The organism is Methylicorpusculum oleiharenae, assembly GCF_009828925.2.
GTDB lineage: Bacteria > Pseudomonadota > Gammaproteobacteria > Methylococcales > Methylomonadaceae > Methylicorpusculum > Methylicorpusculum oleiharenae.
Genome location: NZ_WUTY02000001.1, coordinates 1,567,912 through 1,593,180, shown reverse-complemented (window position 1 = coordinate 1,593,180; position 25,269 = coordinate 1,567,912). Strand labels below are relative to the sequence as shown.

The 25,269-nt window shown below is 40.2% G+C and carries 15 protein-coding genes, 1 tRNA gene and 1 pseudogene; 4 read left to right on the top strand and 13 right to left on the bottom strand.

The features are described 5' to 3' along the window. Positions 1-3: 3 nt before the first annotated feature. The 7 genes from thrS to GO003_RS07385 form a co-directional block, all read right to left on the bottom strand. On the bottom strand, positions 4-1,911 hold the full coding sequence (gene thrS, locus GO003_RS07415; protein ID WP_159653753.1) for a threonine--tRNA ligase: 1,908 nt from the start codon (positions 1,909-1,911) through the stop codon (positions 4-6). A gap of 61 nt (positions 1,912-1,972) precedes the next feature. Continuing rightward, positions 1,973-2,049 (bottom strand) — tRNA-Val (locus GO003_RS07410). Positions 2,050-2,163: 114 nt separating this feature from the next. Then, positions 2,164-4,161: an excinuclease ABC subunit UvrB gene (gene uvrB, locus GO003_RS07405; RefSeq protein WP_159653756.1), complete on the bottom strand. Its 1,998-nt coding sequence runs from the start codon at positions 4,159-4,161 to the stop codon at positions 2,164-2,166. Positions 4,162-4,568: 407 nt separating this feature from the next. Beyond that, on the bottom strand, positions 4,569-5,600 hold the full coding sequence (locus GO003_RS07400) for a tyrosine-type recombinase/integrase (protein WP_159653758.1): 1,032 nt from the start codon (positions 5,598-5,600) through the stop codon (positions 4,569-4,571). Positions 5,601-6,513: 913 nt separating this feature from the next. Beyond that, positions 6,514-6,825, bottom strand: coding sequence for a hypothetical protein (locus GO003_RS07395; protein ID WP_159653760.1), 312 nt, complete (start codon positions 6,823-6,825; stop codon positions 6,514-6,516). A gap of 175 nt (positions 6,826-7,000) precedes the next feature. Then, the gene (locus GO003_RS07390) at positions 7,001-7,171 is read right to left on the bottom strand and encodes a hypothetical protein (RefSeq protein WP_159653762.1); all 171 of its coding nucleotides are present in this window, start codon (positions 7,169-7,171) and stop codon (positions 7,001-7,003) included. 170 nt (positions 7,172-7,341) lie between these two features. After that, positions 7,342-8,361 carry a helix-turn-helix transcriptional regulator gene (locus tag GO003_RS07385; RefSeq protein ID WP_159653764.1) on the bottom strand — a complete coding sequence of 340 codons (1,020 nt, stop codon included), beginning with the start codon at positions 8,359-8,361 and terminating at the stop codon, positions 7,342-7,344. A gap of 330 nt (positions 8,362-8,691) precedes the next feature. Between GO003_RS07385 and GO003_RS07380 the strand changes: the two genes are divergently transcribed. Then, the gene (locus GO003_RS07380; protein WP_159653766.1) at positions 8,692-9,408 is read left to right on the top strand and encodes an N-formylglutamate amidohydrolase; all 717 of its coding nucleotides are present in this window, start codon (positions 8,692-8,694) and stop codon (positions 9,406-9,408) included. Positions 9,409-9,881: 473 nt separating this feature from the next. Then, positions 9,882-10,196, top strand: a complete 315-nt coding sequence (locus GO003_RS07375; RefSeq protein WP_159653768.1) for a hypothetical protein — start codon at positions 9,882-9,884, stop codon at positions 10,194-10,196. Between the two features lie 743 nt (positions 10,197-10,939). Here the strand turns inward: GO003_RS07375 and GO003_RS07370 are convergent. Continuing rightward, positions 10,940-12,084 (bottom strand): annotated as a pseudogene (locus GO003_RS07370) (IS3 family transposase). A gap of 637 nt (positions 12,085-12,721) precedes the next feature. On the opposite strand from GO003_RS07370, the gene GO003_RS07365 reads away from it, so the two are divergent. Continuing rightward, positions 12,722-15,637 carry a DUF5906 domain-containing protein gene (locus GO003_RS07365; protein WP_159653770.1) on the top strand — a complete coding sequence of 972 codons (2,916 nt, stop codon included), beginning with the start codon at positions 12,722-12,724 and terminating at the stop codon, positions 15,635-15,637. Between the two features lie 609 nt (positions 15,638-16,246). Continuing rightward, entirely contained in the window at positions 16,247-16,522 is a 276-nt protein-coding gene (locus GO003_RS07360) for a hypothetical protein (RefSeq protein ID WP_231088859.1), read from the top strand. 292 nt (positions 16,523-16,814) lie between these two features. On the opposite strand, the gene GO003_RS07355 is transcribed toward GO003_RS07360, so the two are convergent. From GO003_RS07355 to brxL, 5 genes are all read right to left on the bottom strand, one after another. Continuing rightward, entirely contained in the window at positions 16,815-18,680 is a 1,866-nt protein-coding gene (locus GO003_RS07355; protein ID WP_159653772.1) for a hypothetical protein, read from the bottom strand. Positions 18,681-18,762: 82 nt separating this feature from the next. Beyond that, a protein-coding gene (locus tag GO003_RS07350) for an IS3 family transposase (RefSeq protein ID WP_231088858.1) occupies positions 18,763-20,321 on the bottom strand; the annotation gives its coding sequence in 2 pieces (ribosomal slippage) (positions 18,763-19,859 and positions 19,859-20,321; 1,560 coding nt in all). 9 nt (positions 20,322-20,330) lie between these two features. Continuing rightward, on the bottom strand, positions 20,331-22,010 hold the full coding sequence (locus GO003_RS07345; RefSeq protein WP_159652906.1) for a DEAD/DEAH box helicase: 1,680 nt from the start codon (positions 22,008-22,010) through the stop codon (positions 20,331-20,333). Beyond that, entirely contained in the window at positions 21,994-22,767 is a 774-nt protein-coding gene (locus GO003_RS07340; RefSeq protein ID WP_159652904.1) for a Hachiman antiphage defense system protein HamA, read from the bottom strand. The genes GO003_RS07345 and GO003_RS07340 overlap by 17 nt, the downstream gene beginning before the upstream one ends. Before the next feature lie 442 nt (positions 22,768-23,209). Beyond that, positions 23,210-25,261: a protease Lon-related BREX system protein BrxL gene (gene brxL / locus GO003_RS07335; RefSeq protein ID WP_159652902.1), complete on the bottom strand. Its 2,052-nt coding sequence runs from the start codon at positions 25,259-25,261 to the stop codon at positions 23,210-23,212. Positions 25,262-25,269 lie beyond the last annotated feature (8 nt).

Sequence of the window (25,269 nt, the reverse complement as noted above, 5' to 3'; positions counted from 1 at the left end):
ATATTATTTTTTGTCTTCAACCGTTTGATTCAGCCGCATGATGAATTGATCGATTGTATGACTACCCAAATCCTCACCTTTTTGCGTCCGCACAGTGATTGAACTGTTTTCAAGCTCTTTGTCGCCGATAATTAGCAAAAAAGGAACTCGCTGCATCGAATGCTCGCGAATTTTAAAACCAATTTTTTCATTTCTCAAGTCAATTCTGATTCTAACACCGTGTTTTTCAAGGGTTCTCATCAGTTGAGTTGCATAGTCAGTGTGTCTGTCGGCGATAGTTAACACCACTACCTGCACTGGAGCCAGCCAAACCGGAAACGTACCCGCATGCTGTTCGATCAAAATACCAATGAAACGCTCCAATGATCCCAGTATAGCCCGGTGAAGCATCACAGGGGTTTGTTTGGAACCATCCTCGGCTATATAACTGGCACCTAATCGTCCGGGCATCGAGAAGTCGACCTGAATAGTACCACACTGCCAGACACGACCTATGCAATCTTTTAGCGAAAATTCAATTTTTGGACCATAAAAGGCACCTTCTCCGGGCTGCAATTCCCAATTCAAGCCTTTATTGTTTAGCGCTATTTCAAGCGCAAGCTCCGCTTTGTCCCATACAGCATCATCGCCCACACGATTTTCCGGCCGGGTTGAAAGCTTGATCAGCACATCGTCAAAGCCAAAATCCTTATATACCTCAAATAGCAGATCGATAAAAGTGGAGACTTCCTGCTGTATCTGGTCTTCGGTACAAAATATATGCGCATCATCTTGCACAAAACTTCTGACTCGCATCAGTCCGTGCAAGGTGCCGGAAGGCTCATTTCGATGACAAGAGCCGAATTCCGCCATTCTAATCGGCAGGTCACGGTAACTTTTCATGCCCTGATTAAAAATCTGCACATGGCAGGGACAATTCATCGGCTTGATGGCGTAATCGCGGCGCTCGGAATGGGTGGTAAAAATCATGTCACCGAACTTATCCCAGTGCCCTGATTTTTCCCATAACGATCTATCGACAACCTGGGGTGTTTTAACCTCCCCGTAGCCGTTGACGTTTAATTTGTTGCGAATGTATTGTTCAACCTGCTGATAAATGGCCCAGCCTTTTTCATGCCAAAACACCATCCCAGGCGCTTCTTCCTGAGAATGAAAAAGGTCTAACGTTTTGGCTAGTTTACGGTGATCCCGCTTCTCTGCTTCTTCCAGACGATGCAAATAATCTTTCAATGATTTGACATCACCCCATGCAGTACCATAAATCCTCTGCAACATTTCATTTTCAGAATTGCCGCGCCAGTAGGCTCCGGCTATCTTCATCAGCTTGAACGCTTTTAACTTGCCGGTACTGGGAACATGAGGTCCACGGCATAAATCGGTGAATTCACCTTGCGCATACAACGACAAATCTTCATTTGCAGGTATCGAGGCAATGATCTCGGCTTTATAGGCTTCGCCCAAATTCTTGAAAAAATGGACCGCTTCGTCTCTGGAAACGACAGTTCTATTGACCGGCAAGTCTGCAGCCGCAATTTGCTGCATCTTTTCTTCGATAGCGGCGAGGTCATCCGGCGTGAAGGGCCGATGATAGGCAAAGTCATAATAGAAGCCGTTTTCTATAACAGGGCCTATAGTGACTTGCGCATCCGGATAGAGCTGCTTAACCGCCTGAGCCATTAAATGAGCCGTCGAATGTCTTATGACTTCGATGCCTTCTGCGTCTTTAGAGGTAATAATCTGTAAAGCGGCGTCAGTTTCCAGCAAAGTCGAAGCATCGACCAGGTTACCGTTTACTTTTGCTGCAAGCGTTGCATTAGCCAAACCCGAACCAATCGATTGAGCAACTTCGAGCACAGTCACTGGCTGTTCGAAAATTCGCTGAGATCCATCTGGGAGACTAATGACCGGCATGATAAATCAACTGTTCTGGAATCAATAACAAAAAAGCACCGATATACGGTGCTTTGGAATTTGGTAGGCGCGATTGGACTCGAACCAACGACCCCCACCATGTCAAGGTGGTGCTCTAACCAACTGAGCTACGCGCCTGAAGTCTGTTTGTTCAGTCCGCACATTATAGTCAGCTGTTTTTTTTTTGCAACGAATAAATTGCTCTGTAAATTTCAGCCCTGTATTCGTTTGCCTAAAATGATCCCAAAGCTATCACACTTCTTCTTGCAACAACCGGATTTTATCCCTGATTTTGGCCGCTTCTTCAAACTCAAGATTACGGGCATGCTGATACATTTGCTCCTCAAGCTGCTTTAACTTTTTGGCTTTTTGCTTGGTAGTCAGGGTATTATACTCGCCAACCACCTCGGCAACCTTTGTTTTAGGTATCGCTTGAAAGCCTGCACCAGGAATTGAAACTTCCAGAATATCCGTTATGGACTTGAAAATGGTTGCCGGCTTGATGCCGCGTTCCAAATTGAACAAGCGCTGCTTCTCTCTCCTACGCTCGGTTTCCTCTATGGCTTGCTGCATGGAGCGCGTGATCTTATCGCCGTATAATATTGCCTTGCCATTGACATTTCGTGCGGCCCGGCCGATTGTCTGAACGAGCGAAACCACTGAACGCAAAAAACCCTCTTTATCGGCATCCAGAATGGCCACCAGAGAAACCTCCGGGATATCCAGCCCCTCTCTCAACAAATTGATACCCACCAGCACATCAAATTCACCCAGCCTCAAGTCACGGATAATCTCGACCCGCTCTACCGTATCAATATCCGAGTGCAAGTAACGTACCTTGATGTCGTGCTCTGCCAGATAATCGGTTAAATCTTCCGACATCCGCTTGGTCAGCGTAGTCACCAGCACACGCTCATGGACTTTGATACGTTTATTGATTTCCGATAATAAATCATCGACCTGCGTAGATGCAGGCCTGACTTCAACTTCCGGATCGAGCAAGCCGGTTGGTCGCACGACTTGCTCAACAAAAACGCCGGAAAATTTCTTTTCATAGGGGCCGGGTGTAGCCGACACGTAAATTCGCTGTCTTGCTCTTGCTTCAAACTCTTCAAAAGTTAACGGTCGATTGTCCAATGCTGAGGGTAATCTAAAACCGTACTCGACCAGCGTTTCCTTGCGCGACCGGTCGCCCTTATACATCGCGCCGATCTGCGGAATGGTGACATGGCTTTCATCCACGATAACCAGCGCGTCTTTCGGCAAATAATCAAACATCGTCGGCGGCGCCTCTCCCGGCCCACGCCCGGACAGATAACGCGAGTAATTTTCAATACCTGAACAGTATCCCACTTCCAGAATCATCTCTATGTCAAATAGCGTGCGCTGCTCAAGACGCTGGGCCTCGACCAGTTTGTTGACAGAATTGAAGTGGGCCAAACGATCTTTAAGCTCTATTTTGATGGAATCGACTGCCGCCAAAAGCTGATCTCGGGGAGAAACGTAGTGGCTTTTTGGGTAAACCGTATACCGGGCGATACGCTGCAGCACCTCTCCGGTTAACGGATCAAAAAGGGATAATCGCTCAATTTCATCATCGAACAATTCAATCCTTAAGGCCTCTTGCTCGGATTCTGCAGGGTAGATATCGATCACTTCACCGCGCACCCGGTAGGTTGCTCTGCGCAGTTCGACATCATTACGCGTATATTGCATCTCAGCCAAGCGGCGAAGAATAGTGCGCTGATTGATCAAATCACCTTTAACCAAATGCAGCACCATTTTGAAATAGGACTCCGGTTCTCCCAGGCCGTAAATAGCAGAAACGGTTGCAACAACAATGGTATCCCGTCTTTCAATCAACGCCTTGGTTGCCGACAATCGCATCTGTTCGATATGCTCGTTAAGCGAAGCGTCTTTATCAATAAACGTATCTGAAGCAGGCACATAGGCCTCAGGCTGGTAATAGTCGTAATAGGAAACGAAATACTCGACACTGTTTTCCGGAAAAAAATCCTTCATCTCGCCATAGAGCTGCGCCGCCAAGGTTTTATTCGGCGCCAGGATCATCGCCGGTCGTTGCACCCGGTCTATGACATTTGCAATAGTGAACGTTTTACCGGAACCCGTTACACCCAGTAAAGTCTGATGCACTTCGCCATCAGCAAGCCCTTCGATCAAGCGCTCGATTGCCGCCGGCTGATCCCCTGCCGGACTGTACCGGCTTTTTATTTGAAATGCTTTACTCACTGGACTAAAAATCTCATGCGCTATTTAATGGATAATGTGTTAGCAAGCCATTATACATGGGTTATAATCGCCGCTTAATGAAGGGTAAGTTGAGTCAAGGATTTACTGTTTACTTATAACCTTTGATCCCAAAGACTTAATCGTCATACTCAATTTTATCAACTCAAGGCAAAATGACTTCGCAAGCGGTTTTCAACACCCAACACTCACACAATACGTTACCAGCAGTTTTAAACCATCAATTAACGGAAAACTATGAGCGGGAGCATTATTTACTTTTTTATTAGACTTATCAAATACTTAAGGTATTTAATTGCTTATAAATGTCTATAATCACCACCAGATTTCTATCTTTTTTCTATCACTACCAACCTTCTTTAACCTTTTCTAACCATCTGATTTAATGATTATTTTTGATTGTATTGATTGATAATATTAGCAGCCTTAGAACTGGTAGCATTTTTATCTAAATGACTGTATATCATGGTGGTTGAAATATTTGAATGCCCCAATAGATAACTAACTTCCTGAAGACTTCCACCATTCTGAACCAACCTAGAAGCGTAGGTGTGGCGTAAGGAATGAACACATACGTTAGTTAGCCCTGCATTGTCTAAGGCACGTCTTATAGCACCTGATGGATTAATTCTATGGCTTGTTAAGCTTCTGTTAGGAAAAACCCAGGCCGTTGAACGATTTTCAAACCGTCTGGTTAATATATCTAACGTCCTGTCAGTCATTCCCAGCGTGGTTTCATTATTAGTCTTGGAACGATATAAATGTATCTGTTTGTTTGAAATATCAATGAAAGCCCACTCGAGTTTGCAAGCTTCATTCCACCTCATGCCTGTATCCAATAAAATCAAACATAAATCATAATTATCTTGAATGTCCCCCCAATGATTACCCTTACCCACACGGTTCTTTGGATTCAAATACTCTAACAGCTTGACTTCGTCTTCCTTGCTTAAAATACTTAAACGGCCTTTAGGCTTTGGTAAGCTAGGCATAATTAAATTAGGTATTTTATAGCCTAATAGTCCAGCCTTCTTAACAGCACCATTCAATACTGAAAATATATTACGTCTTGTTCCAGGGGATAAATGATTCAGTTTTTCGTTAAATTTATTAATGTCAACATTAGTTATTTCGTGAATATTTTTATTATCAAAGTAAGACTTAATATGATTGTTATTGCATATCAACGTTTTAATGTTGGAAGAATTTTGGCGTTCTTTTATGTAAAAACCTAATGCATCATATAGGGGTATTTTTGGTAATACCCCTAATACATCCTGATTAATCAAATCACTTTTAAGTTTATGCTCAAGGGCCACGGCGACCTTTTTGTCTTTACTATGGCTTGAATGAATGTAGTTCTTCCCTTTGTACATAAATTGAACAAAATATATACCTGACTCACGCTTATAAATTGCCATGATAAGCACCACATTATTTATTATAATTGGATTATAAATCTGAAGTTTCCCTGTTTTTTAAGGTTGTTCAGGCTTGTTAGAGAGCTTCTTTTGCATTATATAGTTACCGTCATTCCGGCAGGGATTGCCGGAAACCAGAAGCCATGGAAGGCAGAGCTGTAGCAAGTCCTTGTACCCTGGAACCAGGCGATCCCTGCCGGAATGACGCCTCAGCCTTACGCGAACAGTGCTTTATTAATATTTAATAGGTTTGCCACCGTTTACACAGACTCCATCGATAATTCCTGCAGCCCAAGCATAATGACTGTCCGTTTTTGAAATTATTGGGAAACTTCAGTTATATATTATTAATATACCTGTTGTCATATTACATTTTGAATACTATCCTATATACCCTATATTAATGTCTTATAAATAGCAAGATGAACAATTGCAAACATAAGTAAGGAATTTGATAATTAAACCATGTTATTTTAGCAAGAAATGCAAAGTAGGCGGGGGTCTGTAGATCATCTTACCGACACATTTTCAGATATACGGTTAAGTATATTAACTTTAAATAAAATAATTTAACTTGCTGCTCTCAATAAATAATTTTTTGAATTATTTATTGAATGAGAGACAGCTAAATAGTTAGTTTATATTTTTGGAAGAATGAAAAGACTCAAAGCTTAAAAAATCAGTTATCATCTAAACAAGCGATAAAATCAGAAATATAGTTTTTCTGAAATATTGAATTATATTTTATATAATCTTAATTTTAAGTATATTAAATCTATATATTTATATCAATGACTAAATTAATTAAGAAATTTGCCCATTAATCCAATTCCTAAATTTTGAAATACCGATAAACACATAATGCTAGAAAACTTCCCTCAAAACTAAAGTAATTTTTTAGCCAACGAGTCATTCAATATTCTGCATTAGGATCCCATGGATCGTTTTTGGAGGTAAAATAATAGGCTTCCATTGCGTTTAAAAAGCCAAGGTTTATTCTTATGCCAATACTGTCTCCAGTTACAGAATCAATACCGCATTCTGGACACCAAACAGTACCAACACCATCGTTTTCAAGAATAATATCGTCAGGATTAATACTTGATGATTTAAAAATCGATAAGCAATGGAAACAACCGCAAATATAAGAAGAATTGATGCTTGCTTCATTCCTAAAGCTGTGTTGATGAGCGTGTTGTAATTGTAATTCAGTCCATTTAGCCACAGAGTTTTCTCCAAAAAAATGACAATGCCCTAAGGAATGATGACCAGCAGGATTATTCTATCTCCGTTTATAGTCATCTTTCAAAACTTGCAATCTTAGAGAAATAGATATCGAAATCTGTCTCCATTTTAAAACGAGATTTAAGGTATTCGATGCTTATCATCAATAATTAAGCTTACAAGGCACGGCCAGCACTCGTGGCTCGATAGCCGTGGCATTGGCTTTCTGCGATCAGTTTTGCCGTTCTGTCGTTGGGTGCGCTCACTTGAATCGAGAGCGTTGCGTTAGGGCCGGCATGATGGTCGATGCGGATCATTTTTACCACATAGGTCTTATTAGTGTTCATCACGTTCTCCAATCAGAATTAAGGGTTGGTTTGTGCTCTCATTGAAAAATTGTAAAGCCAGTAAACGACATATTGTGCCGTTTATAATCGCGGGTTAGATGAATTGTTTTAGTGTGTGAATTGACTCACACAAGGTGGGTTTTGCCAGCTCTTGATTGTCAAAGTGTGATTCACCGGTTAATCCCATAGTGATTCGCCATGTTCTGAATCTTTTTGATAATCTCGTTTCTTAATTTTTGCGGGTGGATTATCTCGGCACGGTCGGCATGCTGAATCAGCCATGTCCTGAGCGAGTCGGTCACATAGAGGTTTGCAGTCAATAGCTTATGAGAGGCGTCATAGTCCTCAATGAGTTGATGGGGCGTTAAAGGCATGAGTATCAAGTGATCGGCAAGTCTGCGGTTAATACGCAGTTTTAACCGTATCCTTGGGGCGCTACCGCCTTCTATCCAATCATAATCCATCGCGTTATCATCGATCAATGCGTTTAAGTCATAATCGGCAGGGCCGTCGATGGGGGCTTTTTCGACTGTAGCCTCAAGGATTTGATGAAGCGGGAATAGTCTTATTTCTCCCGTCTCTACCTTGGTGGCAATTAAGTATTGTATTGAGCCGCGCAGAAGAAGGCCTAATGCATTTAATAGATAGCTTTTATTCAGGGTGCCGGTACGTTTGAAAATAATCTGGAGTTGGTGTTCGGTTATTAAGGCTTCCGACACTGCTTGGTGTACCGCTGGTTGAACGGTTGGCAAGGTCCTTGGATGAGGCGGATGGACAACCGCAATTTTGTTCGGCCATTTGCGTAAAGGGTTATCGTTGAGATTGTTCAATAATGCTTCAGCTTGCTCAAAAAAGGGCTGAAGTTCATTCAAAGTGGTCGAGGGAAATAAAGGGCTGAGAAATTTTTTAATCAAGCTGAACGATAGCGCTTGATGAATCGTCATGCCCGTCAAAGTTAACAACGGCGCATCGACCGACCAATACCAGCCAACACTGTGATCTCTGTAACGTTGGCTGATCAGACCTGTAAACAGCACACTCAGCGTTTCTATGTCGCGTTGCAGCGTTCGTAGTGAAACCTCAACGCCGTAATCAAGCATTTTTTGTTCAAGCTGATCAACGGTAATACGGCCTGGATACCGAGGGATCCATTGGAGGATTTGCAGTTTACGGTAAAACTGATCACTCATAACGCATTACCTCATCTGACGTAATAAATTGGGCTTAAGAAAAGTTATAACTTAGTTTATATAAACGACATATTATGACGATTATCTATTTAAAATAACCCTATCGATTAACAAGTATTTAAGATGTTAAATTCCCGAAAAATTGAGCTTGACTATTGGATTTACCCAAAGGGTGGTTAGAGAGGATCTTTGTGTTAAGTCAAATTCTTGTTGATCAGCGGTTTTTGTAAATACATAAAAGGGATGTATCAAATTGTGATGACAATCATCTTCTTCTACAAAGTAGAGATTATCAATAGGATTTAACGAAGTGCAAATTTGGCAAATAATATGATATTACATATTCCACATAGTGCAATTAAATTCCCAGATAGCATTAAGTTCTTAAAATGCATTGAAGAAGATTTGTTAAGAATGACAGATTGGCACACAGATGATTTATTTAGTCATGAAGCATCAGAGATTATTATGTTTAAATATTCACGATTATTCTGTGATGTAGAGCGATTTATTGTTAATGAACCTATGGAAGAAAAAGGACACGGCATTTGTTATACGATTGATAGTTTTGGCGGGCCGCTTAGAAATATATCTCATGAGGAAAGGGAACATATACTTAATCATTATTATATCCCTCACCACAAAGAATTAAATAAGAAGTGTAATTTATCATTAGAATTATATCATAAAGTAGTTATTGTTGATTGCCACAGCTTTTCTGACGAACCATTACCACATGAATTTGATCAAGATGTTAATAGGCCACATTTTTGTATAGGGATGAATGAATTTCATACGCCAGTAGAATTAATAAATTCAATTAAGAATTATTTAGAAAAAAAAGAATTTATTACACATGTCAACAACCCATTCTCAGGCACCATAGTGCCAATATTACATTATAATGTAACAAATAACTTAAAATCAATCATGATTGAAGTAAATCGAAAATTATACTTAGATAGGCCTGCTGAGGAATATAGTTATATAAATAATATAATATACAATGTATTGGATATAATAAAAAAATATGAAGCGAATAGTTAGTAGCATTAATAATTCATATTCTGGCTCAACCTAACACCGATTCAGTTTTTAAGCTAATTATTTTTTGTGACATTCCAACGATCGCTTGATCTTTATATTGAAAGTAAAATGGGCATTCATGTTGCCCATATTTTCTCGCATAGCAGTAAAATAATGCCCTGTATGGCATAGAGCAGAAGTTTGAATTCTATACTGCCGAAATTATTACCTACTCATGACGTGTACTTTAAAAAATATACTGTAATGTAATACGCATTGGAAAATATAGTGCAATAGATAAGCGAAATCACCCAGATATTTCTAATTTTACTACAATTCAATGGATCCAAAAGTTCTGTACTAAACGAAACATATCGCTAAATTAACACCTGGCAATGGATGAAATCAAAGGAAAACCAGACCTGAAAAATACTTTACCAGGTCGATTGACGGCTTTTCTTAAGAGCTAATGCTGAAAAGCGGGAAAATACACGATGTGGATTGTTAAAAAAGACTCTTTTTTGTCTATTGTTGCTGATCAAACCAACAAGGAAACTTTGTTAGTGAGGGGTAGATTGAAGGGAGATGTTGAGGCCGTTTTTCCACACGCAAAGGTAACAAAGACTCCGGATGCTGATTATTTTTATAGGGCCTTTCTACCTAGAAATGATGTCAGACAAGCAATTTCTGAGATTGTTGAGTCACTAGATTATCCGAATTTTAAAAGCTCAGTAAAAAGCAACTATCGGCACGATATTTACATGAGGTTATGGCAGGTAATGTTTGATGCGCAATCAATTTTAAATTAATCAGCCATCATGACCAAAGTCGAAGTATATGACGCAAATATTAAAATAAGACTTGCGGGATTTGCAAGCAATCTCTCGACCGGCAAAAAAGAGAGCGCCCCTACCCCAGCGGCTGTTTTAATACTCGCCACGCGTCCAGCAAAGTAGGTTGATCGATAATTTCTCGACCAGGAATTACGACCTTCGTGTTGATAATCGTCATTCTTACTTTACATAACACATTGACAACCACTAATCAACCATAGCGCTAAGTTATTAATTCGTATTGATTATTATGGTGGTTTATATCTGTATGCTAGGTTTTCGACATACTTAACCATACCAAAATAACAGCTCTTATTTACCCCAACTTATTGATTTAAATAAAATTAAAACAATAACTAATAAGAGTATAACAAATCAATAAAGAGGGTATCAAAATAGACCCCATTCGCAAAATCATGAAGCAAGGGAGTGGTGTTTTATATACATACCCCGTGATTGATATAAGTCAATTCTGAATCATTTAAAACCAAAGTTATTAGCCCACCGATATCCTTTTTAATACTCCGACAATTGTCAATAGTTCATTACTCCAAAAAATATTTTCCGGCAATTTTTGAAGTTGTTTTAATCATGCTGGCGCTGAATATTTAAATCAATGAGTCGTGCTGTTAAAGTGCCCTCATTGTCCAGACAAATTATTACTCCGTTTAAGATAGAGCCCTGTTCACACTCCAGCTGAAGGCGCTGTCCCAATTCTTCTACACAAGAGCTGACGCTTCCGTCGCCTCGTTAAATTTATCCACAATCTTGGCACCCCCGCCCGCGGCCGTTCGATACACCACCTCTGGCGTTTTGTAAGCCAACGATTGATGCAGCCGCTTCTCGCTGTAAAACATGAAGTAGCGAGCCAAGCCCATCAACAATTCCTGATGGCTACCGTGCCGCTTCAAATACACTTCTTCGTATTTCACCGTTGCCATAGCCGCTCGACAAAAATATTGTCCAGAGCCCGGCCTTGTCCATCCATGCTGATCGTAGTAATACCGTGCTCGATCAGTACGCCAGTGAAAGCGTCACTGGTGTCCCTGGTCACTATTGAAGATCTAGGGCATTCCATAGGCCTTGATGGCTTCTTCCAAACAGTCCACGCAAAACCCGGCATCCATCGTGTTCGACAATCACCATGACAGCATCTTGCGGCTGTACCCGTCGATGATCGCCACCAGATAGACAAAGCCGCGCGGCAACCGAATATAGGTGATGTCGGCACTCCACGACTGGTTGGGCCGAATGATGTCGACGCCCCTCAATAGATACGGATAAGTCTTATGTTGCGGATGCGGCTTGCTGGTGTTAGGGCCGGGCGCCATGTCTGCCAACCCCAGCGTTCTCATCAAGCGCTGAACCCGTTTGCGGTTCACCACATGTCAGCAGCTACAGAGGTACTTCGTCATCCGCCGCGAACCATAAAAAAGGTGCAGCGTATATTCTTCGTCGAGCAAGCACAGCAACAGACATTCATCTTCATCAATAGCTTTCAGCAAACGCATTTTCTGCTCGTACACCACGAAACGCGTGACCTTGAGCAATTGACATTGTGTGGATAACGCTATCTCGTCATCGGCTGCTATTCAGGTTTGAAGCAACTCTACAGGCTGATCCCAGACTTTTTTAGCCAGTCCAGTTCCATATTCAGCCGCCCTATCTTGGCATACAGACGATCTGGATCGTTATGCGCATTAACCGGCATTATCTAGCAATTTCTTTTTCCATTGACTGACTTGGGTGGGATGCACACTATCTCTTGGCCAATTTCATTGATCGTCTTCGTCCCTCTAACCGCTTCCAAAGCAACCTTGGCTTTTTGCGCGCCTGTAAATATCTTCCGTTTGCTTTCGCTCATTTCCTGCCTCTTATTTTCGACAGGGTATAGCTTAAACTACTGTCCGGATTTTAAGGCCCACTATAAATAATCTGGAAGCTATTTAAATTAAAGAAATAGTAACAAGATTTCTAAAAGCATTAACATATGCAAGAATAATCGAAACCTCTGAACTCCCATTATTGATTCCATGATTGATTTAACCTTCGAGAATGCCCAATTATATTTACCAACCTATAAATGAGGAAAATATAATTACTTTATAACATCTAAAATAATGGGATATTATGAAGAAGATCCTGTATCTTAATTCTATAAAATCGGGAGCATTAATACTTGATTATATTCATTATAAAGAATATAATGATACGACCTTGACTATTAATCAATAATTCTATTGTTAGCTCTAATTATCAAGGCAATTTAACCAATATTCTACATTGTTAGGTGATTACAAGGCAAAAAAAGCCATTGGTGAATATGACTTTAAATAATGATCTACAGGAGTAAGGAAACCAACCAAGCTACTTATATTTATTATCCTTCGAGGTCATCAATATCACGCAATTAGAACAAAGCCATTCGATTGGCAATATATAACCAATATTTTAATGGAAGATTCTGTTAAACATGTTGGCGCAAGAAAGGAAACTTAAAAATGACAAACAAAGAGGATATCAAACCAAAAATAAAAGAAATATCAGCTTATAATCAACCAATTAACACTGATAATTGCATAGATGATGTTATTACATTAGAACAATTTTATAATAGAATAATTGACCCTAATTTTAAGGTCATGAGTTATAAAATCGAAAATAAAGTAAATATTTCTAACAGTTGCAAAGAAATTAGGGATATACAAGCTAAAATCAATGAATTAAAGAACAAGGAAGAAACGGAAGAAATTAAGAATGAATTAGGCCAACTAAGTCTATATAAAAGGCTTCAAAAACTTAAACTAGGCGGTTGTTATATACAAACTTATAAACCAGTAAGCATGCCAAAATTAGGACTTGTTAATAATTATTTTACAGGCTTAATGGTGGTTGATTATGACGATTTTAATATTGATTATAAGCTCTCTCATGAATATATAAAAAAGATTCCATATGTTGTTATGTATTTTAAAACGCCTAGCGGTGGTTTTAAAATAATAATTGATACTAATTTAAATGAAATTTTTAAATCACCGACCTTAAAACAATTTGCCTTTCTTAAAGATGGCCTAAGTCGAAAGAATGAAGCCAATTTTAAAAATGCCTATAAAAATGCTTATCATGCAATGATCAATAAGTTTAAAGGGACTCTTTTTATAGAATCGGAGGGACTGGAGCAATTTGCACTTAGTACACTACTACCAAACGAGGATAAAAGTGCATATGAAAATATATTTTTAGTGACTTATTACAGCCATGACCCTGAGGCTTATTTTAATCCAAACTATAAAGCAGATTCTTATAATCCAAGCCCATTAACCTTAGAGGAAATGGATTTAGTTAATAAGGATGAAGGAGACGCAATATTAGCGGCAAAAAATAAGCAACTATTGGGGAATATAGAATCAAGTGAAAATAAGTTTAAATCTAGCACTACAGCTTCCAAAAAGAAAATTTCAGACGAATACATCACTGAAAACGAGGCAACACGACTCTTTATAGAGCATTTTGGCTCCATTTGGACTGAAACTTGCGAAATGATTAGTCGTAGCAGGGGCAATCATTTTGATTATACAAGTATGCGAAATACAACATGGTGGGTACGTAAGTTCACTATATGGACATTAGAAGATTGTAAAGCCAATGTAACTAATATTAGACCTACTGAAGACACATCTATTACACCTGATATTGTTGCTTCATTATGGGCTGAATATGACGAAAATAGAGCCCCTTTTGGCTTATTGTATGGCGTTGATATTTTAAGAAAATTTAATCCGTCAATTGTTAGAAATCATTTTTACCAATATGTTAAAGACGATACTGAACTAAAAATTGAAAAATTATTAGAAAATGAAGACATTTATTGGCTTCAATCGGATGGTAAGATTCATAGAAAAAACTCACAAAAACAACCAAATGGCGCGGTTTTTATTGATTACAAGCCTGAAGCTTTGGGTGATTTTTTACTTGGTAATTTATTAAAGTTTGAAGATCGTTTTACCTTGCTGAAAGTTTTAGACCGTCATGGTAGAAAAAAATTAGATTTAATCAGTTCATTTACCAACAATGACGAAAAATATCTGAACCTAACAAGCCGGGACAATTGGTTAAAACCCTCAGATGATAAAAATTATCATTATATGTTTGATGTAATTTTAGATTCTTTATCTGATGGAGATAAGGAAGCGAAAGATCACATTGAGCATTGTATTGCGCGAAAATATATTCACCCTGAAGATTACATGATCCCTTGCTTATCATTCAATGGGGAGGGCGAGTCCGGGAAGAATTGTTTTGTTGCCACAGTATTAAAACATATTTTTACAGACAATATGATAGGAGTCCCGAACACTTCGGTCTTTGGAACATTCAATGGTGAGCTGAGAGGTAAAGCTATTGTTATGATTGACGAGGGATCATTAAGTAGTAATAACCAAAATAAGCTCAAGGCGTGGTTAGGTAACCGTAAAATCATGATTAATACTAAGTATGGTGCCAGCGGTGAATATGATAATACCGCGATGTATATGCTTGCATCTAATTCTTTGAAAGGGTCCGTGCAGCTTACTGGATCGTCTTCTGATAGACGCTTTAGTATTTTTACAATTAATCATAATTTACCGTATTGGTATGCGAAAAAAAATAATTATCAATATGTTATGAATGAAAAGGATAAACAGGAAATTGTAAATAGAAATAATGAAATTGTTGATGAAATGAGAGAGGTTATTTCTGTAACTTTAGATCATGCTGATGAAGTTGCTAAATGGTTGGCTTACATTATTGAAAAACATGGCAAGAAGACTACACCTAAAGCTTTAAAAAATGAATATTATTCTAAAATGATTGAAACACAAAAAGACAGCTTTGAACTTATATTAGATTATGTATTCAATGACCCAAACTTTGAATATATTAAACTGAGTGATTTATATACCGTTTATGAATTATACAGTAAAAAAAATAAATCAAAGCACGTTATAGGGATTAAGAAGTTTGGGTTTGATGCAAAGAAGTATATTGAAAAAACGTGGGTTGAAGGAATTGATAGGGGAAGAGCTGTATGTGAAGGTGAAAAATGCAAAAATATATTTTATGTAAAAAATGGAATAAAGGCTGGAAGTTATAAATCAGACACTTCATCCTATTACTATAAAAAAAATAATCATGGCACAGCAATAGATCTGACTAGTTTTTATGAGTATGCTTGTGAATACGGAATACAAGAATATGAAGATGAACAAACTATAAAAACAGTTGTGCAGAAAGTTGGTAATATTAATTGTGATGGATCAGGTAATTTACCGCCCCCTTGTGAAGAAATCGATTCAATATGGCAACATATGAATCAAGATGATTTTTATGACTTCGTTCGTTATAGTGAATCACCTAATTCACCATTGCTTAATTAGTGATATTTTACTACTAGATGAAAGCTTGAAAAAAGGCCAGTGATACTTATTATTGGCCTTTTTTATTGATTTTAGGTATCTTCATAAGATACTTTTTTTATTATAAGACACCATAGGAAGACATGATTTATATGGGTTTGGTATTAAGGTATCTTTGGGCATTTTATTTTTAAAAGATTTTTATATAAAAAATGATTATTATAAAATATAACCCATCTATAATCGAATTTGGAAAAACTTTTTTTAATAAAAGATACCTTAAGATACCTTGATGTCACTACCAGTAATAACGAGGCTTCCAGCATCTTTATAAGATGCCTATGGGCATGTTATAAAGAAAAATAGATGAGGCAAAAATTTAAAAAGCCCAGCAAGAATTTGAAGTAATCGACCTGACGCTCCAGGACGAATTAACAGGTAGTTATTGGAATGAATCTGACGTCAGCTGGAAGAGGGTGTGCTTACTATACAAATCCACTATCTATTCCACTACAATCCCAGCCACATTTTGAACACTGGGTTTCTGCCAATTGCGGACGGCTAGATAATTGTCATGCTTAACAAGACTTGAATGGATAGTAGCCTGCCAGTTTAGCTATAGATGCTTGATTGCAAGACCTCGGATTCAAGGATAAAAACCTCATTATCCCTTTCGTCTTGAAAATAAGGGCTGCCAATTTTTTTCTCCTTTACCAGTCGAATGTAGTATACATCGAGTTTTGGGGCTACGATAACGATTCTAAATACCTGGCGCGTAAAGAGGAAAAACAGGCCATTTACAAGAAATACAATTTCAATTTGATTGAATTGACCGATGATGAAGTACTCAATCTGGATGATATTCTGCCGAGGTTATTGTTGAAGTTTGTGGTGCAGGCTTATTAAGGTGCATGATGGGAAGGCGGAGGATTTGCATGATTACCTGAACCTGACCGCGATCCGGGGCGAGGTGATGGTGCAGTTTTGGTTGAGGCCGGGGGAGTTGAGCTTTACCGCCGGTGGGGGAGGGAAGTCGTTAACTCGGGGGGGTGTTGGAGGGGATGTTTTAATGATTACAAGAAGGTGCTCACTGGGAGTGATCGGCCAGTAAGCGACGAATAGCCTTAGAAAGGTAACAACAATTATGGACCTTATAGCCGCCCTTTAAGGCCCAAGCTCTGCTGATAGGCATTACAATCTACAAGTTTGTGTCTTTAAATGGAGCGTTACCGGCCCCCCAAAACCTAATATCCAAATAATCGGTATTTTCGGCAATTACTGAATGATAAATACCTGTTTTTATTAGATCATAACGCAATTGAAGCAGCCCAACTTTCTCCCCATCGGATCGTAATACTTGGGTTTTACCACTATCTTGGTTTATTATTTTTACCAATGATCCAGCATGCGGAATATAATCTGATAACCAAGCCACTGGAATGTTTTCATTTACTACATTCCAAGTAGATTCAGTTGCTGGCTGATACTCCTCTCTAAATTTCCTCCATAAAGAGGATGTTTCGGGTGTTGGCCAATCAAAACCAATTTCAAGTTTAAAAACCTCATCAGAATTTAACCATCTTTTAAATTGGCGATTATTTGTGAAGGTAGCATTTGTTGAGCTAACCGCTAATATAGCCGCTTTTCTAGAATTGAATCCCGCCTGCATTAACAGTGCTGCACTTCGATTTAGAGTCCCATTTTCAATAGCTGGAACTACCAGTCCAACCTCATTATTTTCTATCGTCGTCCCATCGGCTATTACATCTTGATTAGCCTGAGCGCGAACTCTTATCGCTTCCAAGCCCCAGGGCAACCGGTAGATCAACCCGTCTTCTATAAACTGAAGGGCTTCATTAATGTCGATGAAATTACAGTCCGTAAGTGTTTCGCCTTTCAACCAGGCAGTCAGAATATATTTCCAATCATCAGGTAAATTACGTGGCGTAAAAGGTGCTATATCGAATACTAACTCTGCTAATTGTATTATTGTCGAAATTGCCAGTGGTTGATCATTAACGTCTATACAATGGTTTGCGATTATTAGTAGTTGATTTGCTTGTTGAGATATTGCATCTAGGCTCTGACCAGTCGCCAGACCCACTCCAGCAAGAAAATACCCTTTGCGCTGAAGAGAGGTTGTAACATTCCATATGTATTTGGCTCGTTGCGCTAACACTGAATTAAGTAATGCCTTAAGCTCTTCGCTGCGGCGATTTAGCCTTCTTTCCCACAATGATGATTGAAGGATCGTATCAAGTGCGTTTGGGATCTCAATTATTGAAACCTCTTCTTCTCCCAGCATACTTAGAAGAGCAGTATCTAGGCATACGATATGCTTATTCCATATTCTCAGCTGCACTTCTACTTGCTCTGCGGACTCATTAGCAACATCTGGAAAATCCCATGCTTGAGCATTATTTAAAACATATTCAAGAATATTGTTAATTTCTGCACTGCCTATACTTTCTGCCATTCGGCTTACCAGTGAGTGCACTAGAAGTGCTAAACCACTCTCCATATTTCTAGCATTTGCATCTTTTACAAGACTACGCCATTGTTGTTTCCGCCACTCATGTCTCTCAAATATAGGATGAAGTACCAATCCATGTGTATCCACGAAAGCTCGGCCAGCCCTACCTACAACATTTTTAAACTCGGCGGTATCAATTTGCTCTCCGGCCCTGTATAGAGAATGCACTATGACTGCGGTTGCAGCTAAATTAAGCCCCTGAGCCAGAGTAGGAGAAGATACAGTAACCTTCAATATTCCTTCCCTTAGCAATTTTTCCATTTCCTTCCGGAAAGGGGTTGGTAAAGCACCATGATGGATCGCAACACCTATATCCAAGCATTTTACAATAGGATGATTAGCTCCAAGCCACTCGCAGCCTAGCACTTTAGCAAGCTCTAACTTTTGCATTGGAACAGTTAATACCGAGACCAACGCCCCTCTTTTATGGAGGTCAATTATTGCTGTCGCGAAAGCATTTACAGAGTCTCTTTGTGGACAATAAATTAGAACGGTATGATCATCCTTAATTAATCTCCAAGTTGCAGCCAATGTTAATTCTTGGGCGTTTTTTGGAAAAGCTGTCCGTCTAATTCCCGGTAAATGTCAACGTAGTTGTCGCATGAGTTGAAAATTAATGAACGGTAGTGTCGGTATTTTTTACCGCACTATCGCTCGGTTTATCGGGATTTAAACAGACTTCTGCCTGCCATTCCCAGTTTCGGGTATTACGACTCCAGCGCTCCGGTTTTTTGGCTTTAGCGGCCTCGTAAACGGCCTTGCGTTGCTTCAGGATCGCCCGATCTTCACCCCTGTGGCGTTGCTCAGGCGTTACAAATTGAATGCCACTATGCCGATGCTCATGGTTGTACCAGGCGACAAAGTCGGTTACCCAGTCCCTGGCGGCGGTGACCGAGGCAAACGGTTGGGTCGGATACTGGGCGTCGTATTTCAGCGTTTTAAACAACGACTCGGAATACGGGTTGTCGTTACTCACCGCCGGGCGACTCCGTGAGGGTGTGACGCCAAGCTGCTGCAAGGTTGCCAGCAGCGTTGCCCCTTTCATCGGGCTGCCGTTGTCGGAATGTAACACCAACTGGTGCGGTGGAATCCCTTCTCGTTGGCAGAGATCCGTGATCAGATCGGCCGCCAGTTCGCTGTTTTCTTGTTCATAAACTTGCCAGCCGACAATCTTGCGACTGAAGATATCCATGAACAGATACAGATAGAAAAACTGGCCTTTGATGAGGCTGGTCAAATAGGTGATATCCCAACTCACCAGTTGTTTCGGTGCCGTCGCGATGAGGGCTTTCGGCTTACTACGCTCGACCGATGGACGGCAGGCATGACGGTGTTTGACTTGTTTCGCCTCGCGAAAAATGCGGTAAATCGTCGACTCCGAGGCATAATACTCGCCGCGTTCGGCCAACATCGGCACGATCTGATGCGGTGTTTTGTCTTTGAACTCATCGCTGTTGGCTAGGGCTAATACCTGAGCGCGTTCTTCGTCACTCAAACGATTACAAGGCACGTGTTGACGGCGCGTGCGACCGTCAACCGGCACGGCTTCGGGACGTTGCCAACGTTGTAATGTGCGTAGCGGTAGCCCCATCACCTCGGCAGCTTTGGCTTTACGGGCTCCGTGATCAAACGCTTCGTTAAATAAGGTGAGTAAATGGGTGCGTTCTGCAAGAGGGATCATGGCGCCTTTTCCTCCCAGAACGCGTGGCACTTTTTTTGAAGAATCAACAAAGCGGCGGCTTCTGCCAAGGCTTTCTCCTTGCGTTGCAGGTCTTTCTTCAGTTGTGCAATCTCGTTCTCCAAGGGTTTCAAGGCTTTCCTTGAGACTTGGCTGGGTTCGGTGGCCTCAAGAGGTTTAATAAAGTCTTGTTGCCACGTTTGCAGGTGATGGGTAAACAAGCCTCGTTCACGGCAAAAGGCATTGAGTGCTTCGCCTTCCAAGCCCGCGCTGGCTAGCAAGGCTTCAAACCGTTGTTCCCGAGTCCAGTCTTTAGGACGTTGTTGATTCATAGTGTTTGTTGTTGATTTGGATCGTGTCTGTTTAAGCCAGCCTTTCAGAGTAAACACACTGATAGTCAATTCATCGGCAATCGATTGAATACTTTTATCACCGCGTTGCAATACTTTACTCAGGGCTTGCTGTTTAAATTCTTCACTATAACGGGTTTGCATTTTGTACCTCTATAAAATTTTAGAGGCGACAACTATCCTGACACTGAGGGTTCCGGGATTGGGTAAAGGCGGCACAAAGGGTTGTATATAACCAGGAATAAAAGGCTTTTCTTCGCCAATAGTAAAATTGATTCGACCTGTGTTCGCTTGCCAAACAATCTCGCCGAACCTTAAATCTGTTGGTCGCCAATCAGATTGTACAGCTCCACCTTCCTTGTCCTGCCTTAACCAGCCAACAAAATCATCAAACTGATCGCCATCTGGTAAAATCGCTGAAAGGCAAACAATCCTTCTTTGATTTGCGTCGGCACGTTTTAACAGGCGCTGAATCTGCACCTCATAACTTATTTCTCGTTCGTTTAGGCCTATCATATGGCCTTCATCTAAAACTACTAGACCAACATCATCTATTAACGAAGGATCATTTCTTAAAGCAAAATCTAATTTTTCTGGCGTACCCACCACTATGTCTTGAGTTCTTAATACATCTTGCTCAAAGTCGCTTGTTCCAATACTGCCATAAAGCGATGAAACTGATTTACCTAAAGGCAGAAATGTTCTTCGCAATGAAGTCTCCGTTTGCGCTGATAATGCCCTGAGAGGTGTAATAAATAGGACTCGTTTTCCAATTGCCAAACAGCGGAGAATACATAGTTCAGCGATGCGAGTTTTGCCCGCACTAGTGGGTAGTGAAACGACAAGATCATCAAGGTCTTCAACTGCACGTCTAGCGCCTTCAAGTTGAGAAGGCCAAAGATCAATTTCTGCCTTATTACGCTTAAACAAAGATGCTATAAATAACCAACGAAGCAATGCCCAATCTTGACTATGCTCTTGATGAGGTGTGATAGGGATAACCTTATGAAAGCTTGATTCCCATAAATCATTTAACAGGTGCTTGGTTATCCTCAATACCCACCACTGCGGCAGCATATTGAGTTCACTACAAATAGACAAACTATTGTCAATTCGGCTTATTGCACCATCATGTAATACAGCGTTACCTGTTTCCAGTGCGAATAGAAACTCAAAAATGGCGGAATAATAATTATCAGTTATAGCTAGATCGACTACAGGCAATTCGATTGCACCTATACCAAAATCTTCAGACTGTCCCTCGATATTAATATTCTCGTTAAATTGATTGATTTCAGATTCTAGTTTTTCTGCTAAGGATACATCTGAGCCAAGACCAGAGGTTTTCCATTCTAAAATCGAGGTTTCCAGCTTATCAAACTGCCTTAAAATCAGTAATGAAAGCATTTTTTCCATACGGCTTAAGTTTTCGCTTTCAATACCGCTATGAATCAACGAATACGCTTTGGCTGAAAATCGGCCTAAATGATATGCAGAGGCTGCCAAAATCTTATGAAACCCTTTTTCTGAATCATTAGGGTTGCCATTGTGTATAACATCCGTTATTGCTGTGGCAGATTTTTCGAACGCTGCCCGACATAAATCAATATCGCCATTTAATTCCCTTAGCCGAATCCCGAGCGACAGTAGTGAATAGCCATAAGAAAGAAGGTCATAACTTAGCTTTTCTGCAAAGTTTGGAGCACCATCAGGCAATACACCATCAACCCAAATCATTGAACGCGCTAGACCACGCTCAAGTAATCTGCCTCTGAAACCTGTCGAGATCGCTTGTCGGACAATCGCTTCAATTTCCTCAACCGTCGAGGCCATCCATCACTCCTTGATAAACTTTCGAGATAAGTTCCTGGTGATTATTAACTCGAAATCCCACGGAAGTCTGTTTTATATTGCCGTCATAAGACTCAAAAGCCTCCTTTTGAAGAGTTGCAGGATCTGAAGCGGTAAATGTAAAAAGTAAGTGTTCAACTTGATTTTCTCTAATACCATTTACGAGCTGCATTTTTTCAATAAGATCAGCTAATTGATTGTTACCACTTTCTTTGAGCCTATCGATAACAAAACCAAGAGCATGAGGTGCTGGCAATCCTTCATCATTATCAAGCTCTTTTCTAGCCTTACCTAGAACATCTCGATTTAAGCCCCTATTAGCTTTAGCTTCAGCTTTTAGAAACCGCACGGATTGATTTTCTTGGTTAACATAAATACCAATAACATCATCCCCTCGCATCGCCATATCGCGGTGATCACGCCACCGAAGTTTCCGAATTGGCACTTTAAAATTGGTAAATTCTTCAATGTAGTCAGTTGTCATTACTTCACCCACATCACCTGAACGTATATTCTTTACCGTAGGTATTTTATCCCTTAGCTTTTTTGCAGCCGCACCTTTGCCAAGCCGATTGAGAATGTCCGCTATTGATTCTGGGGCAACATAGTGAGTTGGCAACAAATCAACTAATTCTGAAACAAGACTGTCAAACTCTTCCGGTTTTAATTTGATAACACAAAAAGTATGTCCATGAGAATTTTCACTAGATACTTCGGATTTGTTCGTTATGTTTAACAATGATGTCCCTTTTGTCGATTTATAGATTTATATGCTCTTTTGACCATTGAAAAGCAATATCAGAACCCTTAACATTTTTTGTGGGTTATTCACGATTTCAATATCGCCTTTCAAGAGATTGTAAAGCTTTCGTTTATTACCTCATAAATAAACGAATTTATGGCCTAAACCAGCTTTATAGCTTATTAGAATTTAACAACATACCAATCTGGATATTTTGGCATGCGAAACTAGTCATCAAATTTGAAGCGATTATTTAAAACTCTTTAATGGCTTTGCAGATGACTAGCAATGGTGGGCCGTGTCAGCTGGTTCGCTAGAATGGTCTGACTGCTTTTGGTGGGCTTGTTGTCAGTCGGTAAAATATGGGTTGAAACCGAAACAGACACCTACCTTCCATTACGCAAATTAATTACACTTTGTTTATTAATATTCCCCAAGATCAATCCAATAAAATTGCTTTTTGCATTAACATCTGATTGTTCTGGTAGAAAGGAATATCGGTATTTCCAAGAACTGAAGGCGGAATATTCGCTAACTCAGACAGATTATCCATTGGTACGATGACAACCTTGGCTCCATTTTCAGACAGCATAGTAACTTTATCATCAAAATTGATTGCTCGTTCGATGGCTCCACCGACTGAAATATTACCCAGTACTGCCAAACCAGCTTTAAGGTTCTTTTTGTAAAGAGCCGAAACGATAGCAATATAAACAGCTGAGCCTATGCCTGTAGATATGGCACCACCAAGCAGGTTGCTCACCTGAATCATAATGTCATAATTTTTAAGCGAGTGTTTATCACTCAAGATGGTTTTCTCATTGGCCCTTATATACTGATAAGTATTTTTTATATTTTCTTTGACAGCCGTAGTATTGGTCCCTGTTATATTCAGTTTTCCAGATCCCAGGACAGCAACGGTCTCAATCCGAACAAGTGCCACATTTTCACCATCGCTGGTACTGGTGTAACAAACGCCCGGTGAAAGTGGTGTGTTTTCGATAATGTGCGAACCTTTTTCTTCCGGCAAGCCGACAAAGAACTCTTCCTGCGTTTCTTTATCGATATAAGAAAAGTTGGTGTCCCAAAACTCCATTCCGCCTATGCGTTTGAGTTGTTCTTTTACACGTCGACGCATTTCCAGTGCAACAACAAGATATTCCCTGATATCCTCTTTTGTATAAACACCATCTGGATGCAAGAGCTTAATGAGACCAGACACAGTCTTTTTCACTGGCTTGGTGTCACGTTGTTTCAGATGACTCCCTAGAGAGAAATATTCCTCAAGCGCATCCGTGTAGGTTACACGTCGTAATGATTTCAACACTTCTGAGAAATAATCCGTACTGAAACCGAAATTCGAAGTAAAGTGTTTAGGGGCAAACTTGATCATTTCCCAACCGGGAAGATAAAAGTGAATACGATCAAGAAAAGCGGTATCGGTATTGACTTCATCTGATAGCGGACTGAAAAGATGGGAGGTTTGCAGAACGGTTTCTACCGGCTGATTAATATTTCCGTTCAGAATGATAGATGCTACACCGGTAATTTCACCTCCTGCACCCGCTCTGGAAAATGAACCGGACTCCATATAATCCTTCATCAGCGGAATAGCATCCCTGTCTTTAAATATTTTATCCGTTGCTTCGTCGAAACAGATGGCGTCCCATTGTCCGACCGCACCCACCTTACCGGTCGATCCATGGACAAAAAGCTTGGCAACAGTACCTTGCCCACCCGATATCAATACCGCATAAGGGGTCAGCTCCTTATAAACAAAGGATTTACCCGTTGAGCGGGGGCCGAGTTCAACAAAGTTAAAGTTCGATTCAACCATGGGTATTAAGCGTGACAGCAAGAGCATCTTGATACGCTCAGAAACATCTTCCGCACTGGGTTCATAACCGCAACTGCGCAGGAGAATATCCAACCATTCATTTTTGGTAAACTCTTTGCGTTTGTTGATAAGCTTGCTGTTATCAAAGGATGAAAGCTGAATCGGTTTGATTTCTGTGATTACAAACGGGAAGATAGCCTGCCCGATCATAATGCTCGGATCATATTCGACATCTATAATCGCCCAGATTCCTCCCATCAACATTTTTTCATGCTGCTTCACAAGGTTGTCGCTGATATTCCCATTTTTGATATTACTGTTCTGAAGCTTTGCCCAGTACATATCTTTTTTGGAATCCAGCTCAACCGATATTTTATCGATGATTTTGTAACGCCCTTTTTCCCTTATTTTGGAATGGATCAATGAGCTTTCTTCGGGATTTACATAATGCTCAGAAAGTATCTTTTTTACATTATCCATGCCCTTGCGAATCTGTTCTTCATCATCTGTGGAGCAGGAATTGGCAATAAGGTATTCAAGCACAAAGACGGGCACATTGGCCCCTACTTTTAAGGAGCGAACCAGGTCCTTTTTTACCACATAGCCTCTAAAATGCTCCAAAAGCTTGATATCTAAATCATTCAATACTGCCATAACACTTC